Here is a 14156-nt window from a genome sequence, read left to right as displayed (position 1 = left end):
TTTTGGAAAAACATCAGGAGGAATAAGGATGGGACATCTATATTTTGTGAGACACGGGCAGACCATCTGGAATGTAGAAAATAAGATTTGCGGTGCTACAGACATTGCGCTGACAGAATTTGGTCATGAGCAGGCTGTGGAGACCGGAAGGAAGATTGCGGAAGAGGGAATTAAGGCAGATGAGATTCTGTACTCACCGCTGATTCGTGCGGCAGAAACTGCAAGATATATTTCCGAAATCACCGGAATTCCAAGAAGAGTGGAGCCAAGGCTGATTGAGCAGAATTTTGGAAAATGGGAGGGCACGCCAAGAAACGGTGCGGATTTCAAAAAGGCGAAAGAAATTTTCGCCTGCAACTATGAAGGTGGGGAATCCATGCTTCATCTGGCACAGAGAATTTATAATCTGCTGGATGAGATCAAAGCAGAGTCCGGGGAGAAGACTTATATTCTGGTGGCACATAATGGAATTGCCAGAATGGTGCAGTCCTATTTCCATGATATGACAAATGAGGAATATGCAGCATTTGGAGTAAAGAACTGCGCGGTTGTGCGTTATGATTTTGACGAATAGGAGGAAATGACAGAATGGGTAAAATTATCGATCTTTCAGCAGTTATGGAAAAAGAGGAGAAGCTGGAGCAGATTGCGGATTATATGGGAGAACTGAAGGATGAGTTTGCAGCGCTGATCCAGGAGTTTGACGAGGACGGCGCAGACCAGAGAAAATTGGATACTCTTACTGAGGCGCTGGATGCACTGGAAGACGCTTACGATATGGTAAATGAGGTTTTATAAGAAGGATAAACCCTAAGAACAAAAGGTTTCGGAGCCCTGGTATTTTAATTTTATCCATTAAATCCTAAAAACCTATTGACATAGTGGGTTAATAGTGGTAATATCCATTCAACGGATGAAAAAGCAATATGTACCACAGTTGAAAATAATATTTTGCCAGTATAAAAAATGCAGTTTTGGCAGATACGGCAGGGCAGCCGGGAAAGGAATGGATATGGCATACTATAAGGGAACACTTGGATTAATTGGAAATACTCCGCTTGTTGAGGTAACAAATATCGAAAAGGAACTTGGACTGGAAGCTACCGTTCTTGTGAAGCTGGAATACTTTAACCCGGCAGGAAGCGTTAAGGACAGAATTGCCAAGGCTATGATCGAGGATGCAGAGCAGAAGGGAATCCTGAAGGAAGGTTCCGTTATCATCGAGCCTACTTCCGGAAATACCGGAATCGGTCTTGCATCTATTGCAGCAGCTAAGGGATACAGAATCATTCTTACCATGCCGGAGACCATGAGTGTTGAGCGTAGAAACATTCTGAAAGCATACGGCGCAGAGCTGGTTCTGACCGATGGAACCAAGGGTATGAAGGGTGCCATTGCCAAGGCGAACGAGCTGGCAGCGGAGATCCCGAACAGCTTTATCCCAGGACAGTTTGTGAACCCGGCGAACCCGGCTGTACACAAAGCTACCACAGGTCCAGAGATCTGGAAAGATACTGAAGGCAAGGTTGATATTTTCATCGCAGGTGTTGGTACAGGCGGAACCCTTACCGGAACTGGTGAGTATCTGAAGGAGCAGAACCCGAATGTGAAGGTCGTAGCTCTTGAGCCTGCTACATCTCCTGTATTATCCGAGGGCAAAGCTGGCCCGCACAAGATCCAGGGAATCGGAGCCGGATTTGTTCCGGAAGTTCTGAACACCAAGATTTATGATGAAGTTTATAAAGCAGAAGCTGACGAAGCATTTGCAACAGCGAAACTTCTTGCTCACAAAGAAGGAATCCTTGTAGGAATCTCCTCCGGTGCTGCATTAAGCGCTGCAATAAATTATGCAAAGAAACCTGAGAACAAGGGCAAAGTAATCGTAGCCCTCCTCCCAGACACCGGTGACAGATATTATTCTACACCGCTGTTTACTGAGTAAATTCCGGATTGCCGCGCAGCGGTCTTAACGGAACATTATAAAAGCGAATAAACATAAGGACTGTCGTAACGGATATGTTTGAACAAAGCATTTCACCGCGGCAGTCCTTTTTGTCAATAGCGAAACACTATACTTAAACCCAACTATAACTAATCCCATTGACATACTAGGGTATTTCATAGTAACATAAACCAAATTGTTATTTCGCGCAGGGAGGAGGCCTTCCAGTGTGATAAACAGCATCAAACTTCCATAGGAGGATAATCAAATGAGTGAAGCAACTGCAACTAAAGAACAGCAGATCAAATACGAGAACCTGAAAGAATACTTACGCAGCCTTGGAAGCGTAGCCGTAGCTTTTTCAAGCGGCGTAGACTCCACCTTCCTTTTGAAAACTGCCCATGATGTACTGGGGGACAAATGTCTGGCGATTACTGCTATGTCCTGTTCTTTTCCAAAGAGAGAGCTGGAAGAAGCCAAGGCCTTTTGTGAAAAAGAAGGTATCCGTCACATCACAGTAGAGTCCGAAGAACTGGAAATCGAAGGCTTCTGCCAGAACCCGACCAACCGCTGCTACATCTGCAAGAAAGAATTATTCGAGAAAATCTGGGAGATTGCCAGAAAAGAAGGATTAAATGCAGTAGCAGAAGGCTCCAACATGGACGACAACGGCGACTACAGACCAGGACTTCAGGCTGTAGCAGAGCTTGAGGTAAAGAGTCCGCTGCGCCACAGCGAATTATATAAAGAAGACATTCGCGCCCTTTCCAAAGATCTTGGCCTTCCAACCTGGGAGAAACAGTCCTTTGCCTGTCTGTCTTCCAGATTTGTATACGGAGAGACCATCACCAAAGAAAAGCTTGGCATGGTAGACAAAGCCGAGCAGCTTCTCCTGGACCTTGGCTTCCACCAGCTGCGCGTCCGCATCCACGGCACCCTGGCCCGAATCGAAGTACTCCCGGACGAGCTCCCAAAAGTACTTGAAAACCGCGAGCAGATCGTAAAAGCCTTTAAAGAATACGGATTCACCTACGTAACCATGGATCTCCAGGGATACCGTATGGGAAGTATGAACGAGACTTTGAAGAAATAAAATTCACTTTGAAAAATATGCAAACAGGATTACAGCGTTTCATATGCGCTGCGATCCTGTTTTTTATGCCCAAATATCTATTCATGTCACAAATTGGCGAATAAACAAGGTTGTAATTGGATTCCTGAAAGGAGTATAATCTTTAAAGGTTATAATGAAAAAATAATTTGATTTTTGTAGAAGGGTTAGGTATTGAAATATGTTAAATATTTTATTTCGCGAAGACGAAAGAGAAATAAGGTAAGAACCAGTCATGGAAACAGTAATCTTTCCAAGTATGCAAAGAAAGGAATTACTTTGATTGGAGATGGTGCTGCAATAGGACCTTATATGTATGATTTAATGCTGAGCAAAGCGGAGCTGTTTTTACCGGAATGTTTTGAATGGCTGTTATTACATTCACCTGTATTTGCGGAAAACAAAGAGGTGCAGGAGCAGCTTGCTCATACATCACAAGCTTGCCGATCTTTCCCAGTATTTCACAGAAGATGAGCTGTCTAAATATGTAGATTCCTACATTCAGGAAGGCTACTTTAACCAGGATGGAGCCCTGTATCTTTTCCCTGTGGCCAAATCCACTGAGATCACTATGCTCAATAAGACCGACTGGGAGCCCTTTGCAGAGGCTGCTGGAACTACTGTAGATGAGCTTGCCACCACAGAGGGAATTGTCCAGGTGGCGCAGCGGTATTATGAGTGGACGGACGCGCAGACCCCGGATGTCCCGGCCGATGGAAAAGCCTTTTACGGCAGAGACTCTATGTCAAATTATTTTCTTATCAGCATGAAGCAGATGGGTAAGGAACTGTTTGAAGTAAAAGACGGCAAAGTAACCCTTAACACAGACAAGGAATTGGTTCGCCGTATCTGGGATAATTATTACGTGCCGTTTATGAAAGGCTATTTTGCTTCATTGGGAAAATTCCGTTCAGATGATGTGAAAACAGGAGATGTTATCGCTTATACTGGTTCTACTTCATCTGCAGTGTACTTCCCGGATTCTGTAGAGACAGAAGACAGCAGCTATCCAATTTTTCCAGAAAACCTGTTTTTATACTCCTGGAAATTTTGCAAATGGTTACAGTACCCGTAAAATTCTGGATTATTCTCTGTCTGACAAAGCAAAAGCTGATAAAGCAGTTCTGGAAGAAGCTGTTGCAGGCGGTCAGAGTAAAGAAGAGGCACTGGCGCAGTATCTCACCGATGAGAATTTCGAGAGCTGGTATGAGGAATTCTGCAATAGTTTAAATGCAGCAGCAAACTCATAACCATGAGATGTGATGGAAAGGCGGTGAGACGGACTGTGAAGCGGAATCCGTACAAGCATGGAGGACACGGTGATTGGCCTGGACAGCCACACTGTAGAGAACCGCAAGGTAGTCCTGGAAAATGACATGATCGAGCAGTGGAGCAGCGTAAATAAAGAAAGTGACGGGCTTTATGCTGCACTGGCCAGGCTCCTGGATGAACATGAGATGGATATTCAGGGATTTCTGGGTTCTGACGATGTGCAGGAGGAATATCTGGAAGCTGTTTTCTATGATATGGTAGAGGTTTTGCAGTACAATTCCACTTCCGGAATCTTCCTGGTGCTGGGAAATGATAAATCCACGGAGGAAGAATGTGAATACAATGGTTTCTGGGTGCGGGATTCTGACCCAATGACCAAAACGGCTTCTCACGCAGATCTGCAGATGGAGCGCGGAAGCAAGAAGCTTTCCCAGAGTATGTCCATTTCACTGGATACACCATGGCGTACAGATTTTCGGTTCCAGGGAAATGGAAACCGAAGTGCAGATGACTTTTTCTATCAGCCGTACGTGACTGCAGGGGATTATGTGGATGCTAATATTAACATGGCAAATCTGGGATACTGGTCCAAGCCATTTATTCTGGAAGACGAACGCCTGAAAGAAATGACTCTTTCTTCCATTGCACTGAACCTGTTTGACAGGGAAGGAAATACTTCGGTAGTGCTGGATATCCTGGCGTTGAAACTGCAGCAGCTTCTTCTGACCGGGGAAACAATGGAAAACGAGCCGCTGATCCATCCTTTTGCCAATGGGAACCAGGATCTTGTATTCCATATGGCAGACAATGGACAGCACTCTTCCGCATATCTTCTTGGCCTGATCAACGACATTCTGGATATGTCCAAAATTGAAAGCGGAAAGATGCGTCTGGTGGAGGAAAAATGCAACCTTCTGGAACTGGTTCAGGGGCTGCAGCCGCTGCTGGAATCCAAGATCAAAGAGAAGCAGCTTCAGCTTTAACATCAGGCTGCGCCCGGTAAGCCCGGATGAGAGAAAGGAAGCTGTGCCGGAAAAGGCCCTTCTTTTCCCGGGAAAACGGATTCTGGTAGCAGAGGACAATGATCTGAATATGGAGATCATCTGCACCATTCTGGAAGAGTACCAGATTATCACCGAGCAGGCTGCCAACGGCAAGGAGGCTGTTCAGTGCATGGAACATTCAGAATCTGGGCGAGCTGTTGGGGCGTTTCCTGATATCCGTTGTAAGCCCAGGAGAAATAAACATTATACAGAGCACCTGCAAAGGCGGACAGCCGGTAATACTGGCTGGCATCCTGGCAGGTGCTTTTCCATTTCCAGATAATGTATCTGGTAAGGTATTCCAGGAAAATATTGCCGAAGCCGCAGTGGATAAGACCGTCAAAAAAGTCCCGGTACTGGTACCAATATTCGAAGCAGTGGATCATGTGGGCGCGGTCATAGTAGATTCCCTGCAGATTCTGCTTGCGGTCCTCTTCCTGATATTTCTGCAGAATGTCTTTCAAATGGGAAGAAAACACTTCCTCTTTGGTGGAGAAATTCCGGTAAAACGCCATTCGGGAAACGCCTGCCAGCTGGGTAAGCTCCGTTATGGTAATGGTGGACAGCGGCTTTTCTTTAATCAGGGTGAGAAGGGCATTTACGATTTTCTCACGGGTCTGCTGGTTGGGTGTGTTTTTTGAAGATTTCTGTTTTTCCATGGTGAAGCTCCTGTTAAAAATAACTCTGTAGTACGGATGCAAAAAGCAGCTTGTGTTACAAAGAGTAACGTTTTTAATAAGGGTTAGTATAACGTGAATTTGCGGGTGAGGCAAGGAGATTTTTGCGTGTTCTGGAGCAGTGGGAACTAAAAAATGTACATCTTGCGCAATAAAATGACAGTTTATGATAACCCCGTCTTTTTCAGGCGGGGTTGTGCTATAGTAAACTCAGAAAAATGGAGTGAAACAGAAACAACAGAAAGGGAGATTTTACAGGAAATGAAGTATCAGAATATTATAGAGAACATGACCCTGAAAGAAAAAGCCGCGTTCCTTAGCGGAAAAAGCGAGTGGCAGACAAGGGAATTTCCAAGACTGGACATTCCGGCAATCTTCTGTTCAGACGGACCAAACGGTGTGCGTAAGCAGGCTGGCGCAGGAGACCATCTGGGAATCAACCCGTCCGTTCCGGCAACCTGTTTTCCAACAGCAGCAACCATGGCAAACAGCTGGGATGAAGAACTGGAGCAGAAGGTAGGAGTTGCACTTGGAGAAGAGTCCATGGAAGAGGAAGTAAACGTTCTTCTCGGACCGGGACTGAACATTAAAAGAAATCCTCTTTGCGGACGTAACTTCGAGTATTTTTCCGAGGATCCTTATCTTTCCGGAAAAATGGCGGCAGCATTTATCCGCGGCGTACAGAGCACTGGTGCAGCAGCGTGTGCAAAGCATTTCGCAGTAAACAGCCAGGAGCTTCGCCGTATGGCTATGAATGCGGTTGTAGATGAGCGAACACTTCGTGAGATTTACCTTACAGGCTTTGAAATTGCCATTAAAGAGGGCAATGCCAAAACCGTAATGAGCAGCTACAACGAGGTAAATGGCGTTTATGCCAACGAGAATGAGCATCTTCTGAAGGATATTCTCCGTGACGAGTGGGGGTTTGACGGCTCTGTTATCACAGACTGGGGCGCGTCCAACGATCATTCCCTTGGTGTGAAAAACGGTTCCACTCTGGAAATGCCTACCCCAGGTCTTGACGCAGCAAGAGAGCTGATTGCAAGCGTAGAGAGCGGAAAGATCAGCGAGAAGGATATTGACGAGCGTGTAGATGAGCTTCTTGATCTGGTACTTACTACAACAGAGAATGCAAAGCATTACAAAAAAGCGGCAGACAAAAAAGCATTGCATGAAGAGCATCATAAGCTGGCACGCCGGGCATGTGAGGAAAGTGCTGTTCTTCTGAAAAATGAAGGCGGAATCCTTCCAGTTGGGGAGAAGGTTCAGGCAGCCGTGATCGGTGATTTCGCATTCGAGCCAAGATACCAGGGTGCCGGTTCCTCCATGGTAAACTCCACAAAAGTGGATTCCATTAAGGACATGCTGGAGTCCTGCGGAATTTCCGTAACCGGAATCGTTCACGGATATCAGCGTGACGGCAAGGAAGACGAAGCCATGAAAAAAGAGGCTGTGGATCTTGCACGCCGTTCCGATGTGGTCCTGTTCTTCTTCGGACTGAATGAGAAGAGCGAGACAGAAGGTCTTGACCGTAAGCACCTTCGCATTCCTCAGAACCAGATTAACCTGATCCAGGAGCTTGCAAAAGCAAACGCCAACATGATCGGTATTATCAGTGCTGGCTCTGTCATTGAAATGCCATGGCATCACCATTTCAAGGCGCTGCTTCACACAGCACTGATGGGACAGGCTGGTGCAGGCGCGGTTCTGGACATTCTTTCCGGTAAGATCAATCCGTCCGGAAAGCTGGCAGAAACCTATATCAAGAAATATGAAGATACTCCTTCCTACAATTATTATCCGTCTCAGGAGCGCAATTCTGAGTACAGAGAGGGAATCTATGTAGGATACCGTTATTTTGACACTGCAGGAGTTCCGGTAAATTATCCATTTGGATATGGACTTTCCTATACTACCTTCGAGTATGAAAATCTGCAGGTAAAACCGGATGGCGTTACCTTTACTATCCGCAACACTGGAAAATACGACGGTGCAGAAATCGCACAGCTTTATGTAGGACTTCCGGGAGCAAAGGTTTTCCGTCCGGTAAAAGAGCTGAAGGGCTTCACAAAAGTGTTCTTAAAGACTGGCGAAGAGAAGACCGTTACCATTAAATTCGATGACAAAACATTCCGCTACTGGAATATGAAAACAAACAAATGGGAAGTGGAAGGCGGCGTTTACAGCATTATGATCGGTGCAAGCTGCGCAGATATCCGTCTTCAGGATACACTTGCTATTATCGGAACCACTGAGATAATGCCATATTATACCAATCGCGTTGCTTCTTATATGGACGGAAAAATCCAGAAGGTTGGAAACGAAGAATTCGAGACCATTCTGGGACATTCCATTCCAGACGGAAGCTGGAGCGGAGAGCTTGGCATGAACGATGCCCTCTGCCAGATGTATTATGCAAAGAGCGGAATTGCCCGTTTCATCTGCAAGAAGCTGGGCGAAAAACTGAAGAAGAGCGAAGCTGCCGGAGTTCCGGATCTGAATACTCTGTTCCAGTACAACATGCCTTTCCGTGCCATCGCGAAGATGACAGGCGGCATGGTTTCCATGGAAATGGTGGAAGGTCTTGTAAGAGTAGTAAACGGCCACTTCAGCGGACTTGGAAAAGTGATCAGCGGATTTTTCAGAAACCAGAAGCTGAACAAGCAGTATGAGAAAGACCTGGAAGAGCAGAAATAAGAAATCATACAGACAGAAAAATAAAGAATAAGGAGTATTATCATGGGAAAAATCAAACAGTTAATCGCAGACCATCCGAATATCTGGGAGTTCATTAAATTTAACGTATTATCAAACTGCGCAACCATCACAAACTTTATCATTATGTGGCTGTGCACAGGCTTTATCTTCAAAAGCTTTGCAAACACACCATTTAAATTCCTGGTGTTCAACTACGCAGACAACATTGAGTCCAACCTTGGATTATGCGGATTCTTAAGCTTTTTGGTTGCGACTGCAGCAGCACAGACCGTAAATTTTTTCGTACAGAAGAACCTGGTTTTCAAATCTAATGCAGCGTTTGAAAAAGCAGTTCCGAAATACATTATACTTGCTGTTGTGCTAGTACTTGTTTCCGCAGCACTTCCGGCTTACAGCCAGAGCTTTTTCATTAACATCGGAATTTCCGAAGCACTTGCACCAACTCTTGCAAACGTGCTGAACATTCTGGTTCAGGTAGTTCTCAGCTACCCAACCATGAAATTCTGGATCATGCCAAACAAGTAAAAATTGGTTGCTATTCTTGCCCGATATAGTGACAGGCCAAAACCCGGATTGCCTTGCAGTCCGGGTTTTTAAATGGTAAGATAAAACAGGATTTAACAAATTAAACACATTTTTCCCACAAAGAGAACACAAATTGTCTCTATACTGTGAACTATCAAATGAAAGAGGTAATTGTTCAGTACCTTCACAATTACCGCTCCGCGATGCACAGAAATCATGCAAAGCATGATTTCGCGCCGCAATTCTCGGGTTTTCTGTGAACTACGTTCACAAAAAACACCTCGCGGAATAGTAACTGCAGAATAGTTACTGAAAGAAAACATAACAGAGTTTCTAAAGGAGGCTTTTATCATGAAGAATAGAAATGAAGAATTAAAGAGAAAACTGAAAAAGGCAGCAAGCATTAGTCTTTGCGCAGTACTGGCAGGTGGTCTTGCAGCAGGAACATATACAGGAGTGAACTATCTGACAGGTTATGAGCAGAGCGTACAGGCAGCTAGCAAGGAGCAGGTTACATTACTGAAATCCGACAAGGAATCAGATGATTCCGATTCCAAGGAAGAAAGTACAGCAAAGGGAAGCCTGGATGTATCTGATATTGTAGAAGAGACAATGCCAAGCATTGTTTCCATTACAACTAAATCTGTAGAAGAGGTTCAGAGCTACTATGGAATGTTTGGTCAGTACGGTGCTTATTCTCCTGAGCAGAGAGAGGTTCAGGGAAGCGGTTCCGGTATCATCATTGGTAAGAATGATACAGAGCTTCTGATTGCGACCAACTACCATGTAGTAGATGGTGCAGAGACATTATCCGTTGGTTTCTGCGACAGTACAGCATGCGAAGCTAAGGTAAAAGGTTATGACAGCGAGAAAGACCTTGCAGTTGTTGCAGTTTCCCTGGACGATATTGACAGCGACACAATGGATGCAATTTCCATCGCAACAATTGGTAATTCAGATAACCTGAAGGTTGGTGAGCAGGTTGTTGCAATCGGTAATGCCCTTGGTTATGGCCAGTCCGTAACAACCGGTATTGTAAGTGCTAAAAACCGTCAGCTGAATTCTGATGATACGGTTGGTGATTATGACAGCGACAGCAATTCCGCTACCAATCTGATCCAGACAGATGCAGCAATCAATCCTGGCAACAGCGGCGGTGCTCTTCTGAACATGAACGGTGAGGTTGTTGGTATCAACTCTGCAAAGCTTGCTTCCACAGAGGTTGAGGGTATTGGTTATGCAATCGCAATTTCTGATGTAACAGATACTATTGAGAGTCTGATGAATGAGGAGACCAGAGATAAGGTTGAGGATCACGGTGTTCTTGGAATCACAGTTCAGACTGTTGACAGTGCGGTAACGGAAGCTTACGGTGTTCCGGAAGGCGTGCTGGTAAGAGAGGTTACTGAGGGCGGTGCAGCAGATGATGCTGGTATCGAAGCAAGATCCATCATTACCAAGTTCGCAGGCAAGACCGTAACTACCAAAGAACAGCTGGTTGATTTCCTTTCCTACTACGAGCCAGGCGAGGATGTTGAGCTTACCATTGAAGTTCCAGACGGAAAAGAATACAAAGAAGAGACTGTTACCGTAACTCTTGGCAAGAGCGAGGATACACAGAATGCAGACTCCAAGGATTCCCAGAATCAGGATGGTGCAACCGATGAGGACGGAAATCTCTTAGAAGACTGGCAGAACAATGAAGGCGGTGCCGGACTTCAGTATGGCGAAGGCTGGAACTAAAGAACAAAAATAAAATACAGTTTGAATTTGGAATTCAAGACTGATTCCGGGTTTGGATTTGAAACTGTAGAGACTCATCTATAACAGGTGGGTCTCTTTTTTTTGCGCCTTTTGCGCTCAAAGAATCCATTGCATATCCTGACGTAAAACGGTATAATTATTGAATCACGTAATGTAGAAAAGTGTAGAAAAGAGTCGATTTGATGAACAAAGAAATTTCTCTGGTTTTTGATATAGATGACACGCTGTACAGCCAGATGGAACCGTTGCTTACGGCGTGTGAATTTAGTCTTGGAAGAGCGCTGCCGGATCCGGAGCTGTTTTACCGGATCTTTGGGAAAAGAAGCGCGGAAATGTTTCTGTTCAGCGAGAGCGGACAGGTTTCTATCCACGAGTCCAGGCTGTACAGAATTGAGAACACCATGAAGGATATGGGTATCCCTTTTACCCGGGAACAGGCGGAAGTTTTTCAGGCAAGATATAAAGAAAATCAGTCTCATCTTCATGTGTCCGATACCCTTGCGGGAATGTTAGATACATGCCAGGAAGCCGGCGTGAAAATGGGGGTGATCACCAACGGCCCTTTTGCCCACCAGGTGCAGAAGTTTCATACATTGGGACTGGACAAATGGTTTACAGAGGATCAGCTGATCGTATCCGCTGGCGTAGGCGTAGCTAAGCCTGATGTGCAGATTTTCCGGATAGCAGAAGAGAAGTGGGGAATGAATCCTGCCAATACCTATATGGTGGGAGACTCTCTGGAGAATGATATTACGGGGGCCAAAAATGCCGGCTGGAAAACCATCTGGATGAATCACCACAGATATACAGTATCACCTGGTATGGCAGAACTGGATTACATCGCATATACAGAAGAAGAACTAAGAAAATTAGTAGAAAAATTAATCTGAATTCTATTTTTGCGTGTATGTTAGGCGAACTAAAGATAGACAAATAACGTTTGGTTGATTATAATAAACATATTAGTAAATTAGATGATGCCATCTGATTTGCAGCTGGCGCTGACCGTATAGCCCGGTAGTGACTGTGGCTGTGCGGTCATTTTTTTGCATCACAGGCTTCACGATGAAGAGGAAGATAAAATATGGATTCAGATTACAAAATTACAATGGAACAGGCAGAAACAGAAATGGCCTGTTACCGCAAGGTTTTCGATGATGTGTGGCTTTACGACGAAGCGGCCGTAGACGCATTGAAAAAAGAGGATGATTGTGGAGAGGAACAGCATCCCACGCACCAGTGCATGGGACATGTGGCCGTGGATGCTTTTTACAAAAAAGAAGAGTTATCCAAGCTGGAGTTCATCGGTGATGATATTTACCAGATCATGGCGAAATATCTGGAGATTGACGGCAAGCCATATGTGATGGAACTGCTCAAATCCATGGATAAGAATTACCTGGTTGCACAGGGCGACCGTGACCGCCTGATCCGCAGTCTTTCCGGCTACAATGAACGGCTGTACAGTGATGTGCTGACCAAGGTTTATAACAGACGCTATTTCGAAGAAGAACTGAAGAACCAGAAGGGTCCTGCCGGAATTGCAATGATCGATCTGGACGACTTCAAGCTGCATAATGATACATATGGACACAAGGCAGGCGATATGGCCCTTGCCACAGTAACCCAGGTGATCTCCAGATACATTCGTAAGACCGATATTCTGGTTCGTTACGGCGGGGATGAATTTCTTCTGATCATTCCCAATGTGAAAGAGGCAGAGTTTACCCACAGACTGCAGGAGATTCTGGACAGGATCCATGCAGCTACCATACCGGGATATGCCAGAATCCAGCTCTCTGTAAGCATTGGAGGTACCATTGCCAGTGCGGATGAGACCATTGAAAGTGTTGTGGGAAGAGCGGACCGCTTTATGTATCAGGCGAAGACACATAAGAACCTGGTAGTGACAGAGACGAATGAAATAAGAAATCAGGATGAGGACGGTACAGAGGTTGACCGTAATGAGCTGAAGCAGCAGATTCTGATCGTAGATGATTCTGAATTGAACCGTGAAATACTAGCGGAGATCCTGCACCCTGATTTTAAGACTATGGAGGCCTGCAGCGGGGAGGAGTGTCTGTCAATGCTGCGGCAGTATGGCGCAGGAATCTCGCTGGTATTGCTGGACATTGTTATGCCTGGTATGGACGGTTTCGCAGTTCTGGATGAAATGAACCGAAATCACTGGCTGGAAGATATTCCGGTCATTATGATCTCCAGTGAAGAGACAGAATCATATATACGCCGTGCTTACGAAATGGGAGTCTCTGACTATATCAGCCGTCCATTTGATTCCAAGGTTGTTTATCGGCGTGTATATAATACCATTAAATTATACGTAAAACAGAGGTACCTAATCACACTTGTAACGGATCAAATTCGGGAAAAAGAAAAAAATAGTCAGATTCTGGTAGATATTCTCAGCCATATCGTAGAATTTCGTAATGGAGAGAGCGGACTTCACGTTCAGCACATCAAGACGCTCACCGGACTTTTACTGGAGAGACTTGTGCAGAAGACGGATAAATACCATCTGCAGTGGTCGGATCAGTACATGATCACAGTGGCATCTGCCCTTCATGATATCGGCAAGGTGGGAATCGACGAGAAGATCTTGAACAAACCGGGCAGACTGACCAAAGAAGAGTTTGAGGAGATGAAGAAGCATACTCTGATCGGAGCCTCCATGCTGAAGAGCCTTGGCGTATACCAGGACGAGGAGCTTGTGAAGGTTGCTTATCAGATCTGCAGATGGCATCATGAGCGCTACGATGGAAAAGGCTATCCGGATGGACTGAAGGGCGAAGAGATCCCCATTTCCGCCCAGGTAGTTTCTGTAGCGGACGTATATGACGCACTGACAAGCGAGCGTGTATACAAGAAAGCCTTTACCCATGAGAATGCAATGGAGATGATCCTTGCCGGAGAATGCGGAACCTTCAACCCGCTTCTTCTGGAGTGTCTGAAGGATATTGCAGGAAATATTCCGGTAGAGATGGCGAAAGCCGCTGAGCAGCCCACCTATTCCCAGGGAAGCCATGCAGGGAAGCTGCTTGAGAGCATATAAAAAAATACGGGATTTTGAATAAAGGGAGGTACGC

12 protein-coding genes are annotated in these 14156 nt (G+C 45.4%); 11 read left to right on the top strand and 1 reads right to left on the bottom strand.

Translation table 11 applies throughout. The annotated features are described in order from the left end of the window. Positions 1-28 precede the first annotated feature (28 nt). The 6 genes from H8S54_RS03670 (at position 29) to H8S54_RS03645 (ending at position 5308) form a co-directional block, all read left to right on the top strand. The gene (locus tag H8S54_RS03670; protein WP_021925266.1) at positions 29-574 is read left to right on the top strand and encodes a histidine phosphatase family protein; all 546 of its coding nucleotides are present in this window, start codon (positions 29-31) and stop codon (positions 572-574) included. Between the two features lie 14 nt (positions 575-588). Beyond that, positions 589-798, top strand: a complete 210-nt coding sequence (locus H8S54_RS03665; protein WP_021925265.1) for a hypothetical protein — start codon at positions 589-591, stop codon at positions 796-798. Between the two features lie 214 nt (positions 799-1012). Continuing rightward, positions 1013-1942, top strand: a complete 930-nt coding sequence (gene cysK, locus H8S54_RS03660) for a cysteine synthase A (protein ID WP_021925264.1) — start codon at positions 1013-1015, stop codon at positions 1940-1942. 268 nt (positions 1943-2210) lie between these two features. After that, a complete protein-coding gene (gene larE, locus H8S54_RS03655; protein ID WP_186900948.1) occupies positions 2211-3035 on the top strand; it encodes an ATP-dependent sacrificial sulfur transferase LarE in 825 nt (274 codons plus the stop codon). A gap of 439 nt (positions 3036-3474) precedes the next feature. Beyond that, the gene (locus H8S54_RS03650) at positions 3475-4128 is read left to right on the top strand and encodes a type 2 periplasmic-binding domain-containing protein (RefSeq protein ID WP_178105247.1); all 654 of its coding nucleotides are present in this window, start codon (positions 3475-3477) and stop codon (positions 4126-4128) included. A 232-nt stretch (positions 4129-4360) separates the two neighbouring features. Next, a complete protein-coding gene (locus tag H8S54_RS03645; RefSeq protein WP_186900947.1) occupies positions 4361-5308 on the top strand; it encodes a sensor histidine kinase in 948 nt (315 codons plus the stop codon). Positions 5309-5457: 149 nt separating this feature from the next. On the opposite strand, the gene H8S54_RS03640 is transcribed toward H8S54_RS03645, so the two are convergent. After that, on the bottom strand, positions 5458-6027 hold the full coding sequence (locus tag H8S54_RS03640) for a TetR/AcrR family transcriptional regulator (RefSeq protein WP_021925260.1): 570 nt from the start codon (positions 6025-6027) through the stop codon (positions 5458-5460). 153 nt (positions 6028-6180) lie between these two features. On the opposite strand from H8S54_RS03640, the gene H8S54_RS03635 reads away from it, so the two are divergent. The 5 genes from H8S54_RS03635 (at position 6181) to H8S54_RS03615 (ending at position 14122) form a co-directional block, all read left to right on the top strand. Further along, positions 6181-8742, top strand: a complete 2562-nt coding sequence (locus H8S54_RS03635) for a glycoside hydrolase family 3 C-terminal domain-containing protein (RefSeq protein ID WP_330385726.1) — start codon at positions 6181-6183, stop codon at positions 8740-8742. A gap of 42 nt (positions 8743-8784) precedes the next feature. Beyond that, positions 8785-9288 (top strand): GtrA family protein, encoded by a 504-nt coding sequence (locus tag H8S54_RS03630; RefSeq protein WP_021925258.1) that lies wholly within the window; start codon positions 8785-8787, stop codon positions 9286-9288. Between the two features lie 351 nt (positions 9289-9639). Then, complete coding sequence (locus tag H8S54_RS03625; protein WP_173767079.1) at positions 9640-11031, top strand: S1C family serine protease; 1392 nt, start codon at positions 9640-9642, stop codon at positions 11029-11031. Positions 11032-11234: 203 nt separating this feature from the next. Beyond that, positions 11235-11942: an HAD family hydrolase gene (locus H8S54_RS03620; RefSeq protein WP_186900946.1), complete on the top strand. Its 708-nt coding sequence runs from the start codon at positions 11235-11237 to the stop codon at positions 11940-11942. Positions 11943-12136: 194 nt separating this feature from the next. Next, positions 12137-14122 carry a diguanylate cyclase domain-containing protein gene (locus H8S54_RS03615; protein WP_173767081.1) on the top strand — a complete coding sequence of 662 codons (1986 nt, stop codon included), beginning with the start codon at positions 12137-12139 and terminating at the stop codon, positions 14120-14122. The last annotated feature ends 34 nt before the right edge of the window (positions 14123-14156 follow it).

It is taken from the genome of Blautia segnis (genome assembly GCF_014287535.1).
Lineage (GTDB): Bacteria > Bacillota > Clostridia > Lachnospirales > Lachnospiraceae > Blautia_A > Blautia_A acetigignens.
The sequence above is the reverse complement of the archived record's forward strand: the minus strand, read 5'-3'. Positions and strand labels throughout refer to the sequence as shown.

Bases quoted from the DNA above. Each gene is read 5' to 3' on its own strand.
- H8S54_RS03670 (WP_021925266.1), top strand. From the start codon at position 29: ATGGGACATCTATATTTTGTGAGACACGGGCAGACCATCTGGAATGTA.
- H8S54_RS03665 (WP_021925265.1), top strand. From the start codon at position 589: ATGGGTAAAATTATCGATCTTTCAGCAGTTATGGAAAAAGAGGAGAAG.
- cysK (WP_021925264.1), top strand. From the start codon at position 1,013: ATGGCATACTATAAGGGAACACTTGGATTAATTGGAAATACTCCGCTT.
- larE (WP_186900948.1), top strand. From the start codon at position 2,211: ATGAGTGAAGCAACTGCAACTAAAGAACAGCAGATCAAATACGAGAAC.
- H8S54_RS03645 (WP_186900947.1), top strand. From the start codon at position 4,361: ATGGAGGACACGGTGATTGGCCTGGACAGCCACACTGTAGAGAACCGC.
- H8S54_RS03640 (WP_021925260.1), bottom strand. From the start codon at position 6,027: ATGGAAAAACAGAAATCTTCAAAAAACACACCCAACCAGCAGACCCGT.
- H8S54_RS03635 (WP_330385726.1), top strand. From the start codon at position 6,181: ATGTACATCTTGCGCAATAAAATGACAGTTTATGATAACCCCGTCTTT.
- H8S54_RS03630 (WP_021925258.1), top strand. From the start codon at position 8,785: ATGGGAAAAATCAAACAGTTAATCGCAGACCATCCGAATATCTGGGAG.
- H8S54_RS03625 (WP_173767079.1), top strand. From the start codon at position 9,640: ATGAAGAATAGAAATGAAGAATTAAAGAGAAAACTGAAAAAGGCAGCA.
- H8S54_RS03620 (WP_186900946.1), top strand. From the start codon at position 11,235: ATGAACAAAGAAATTTCTCTGGTTTTTGATATAGATGACACGCTGTAC.
- H8S54_RS03615 (WP_173767081.1), top strand. From the start codon at position 12,137: ATGGATTCAGATTACAAAATTACAATGGAACAGGCAGAAACAGAAATG.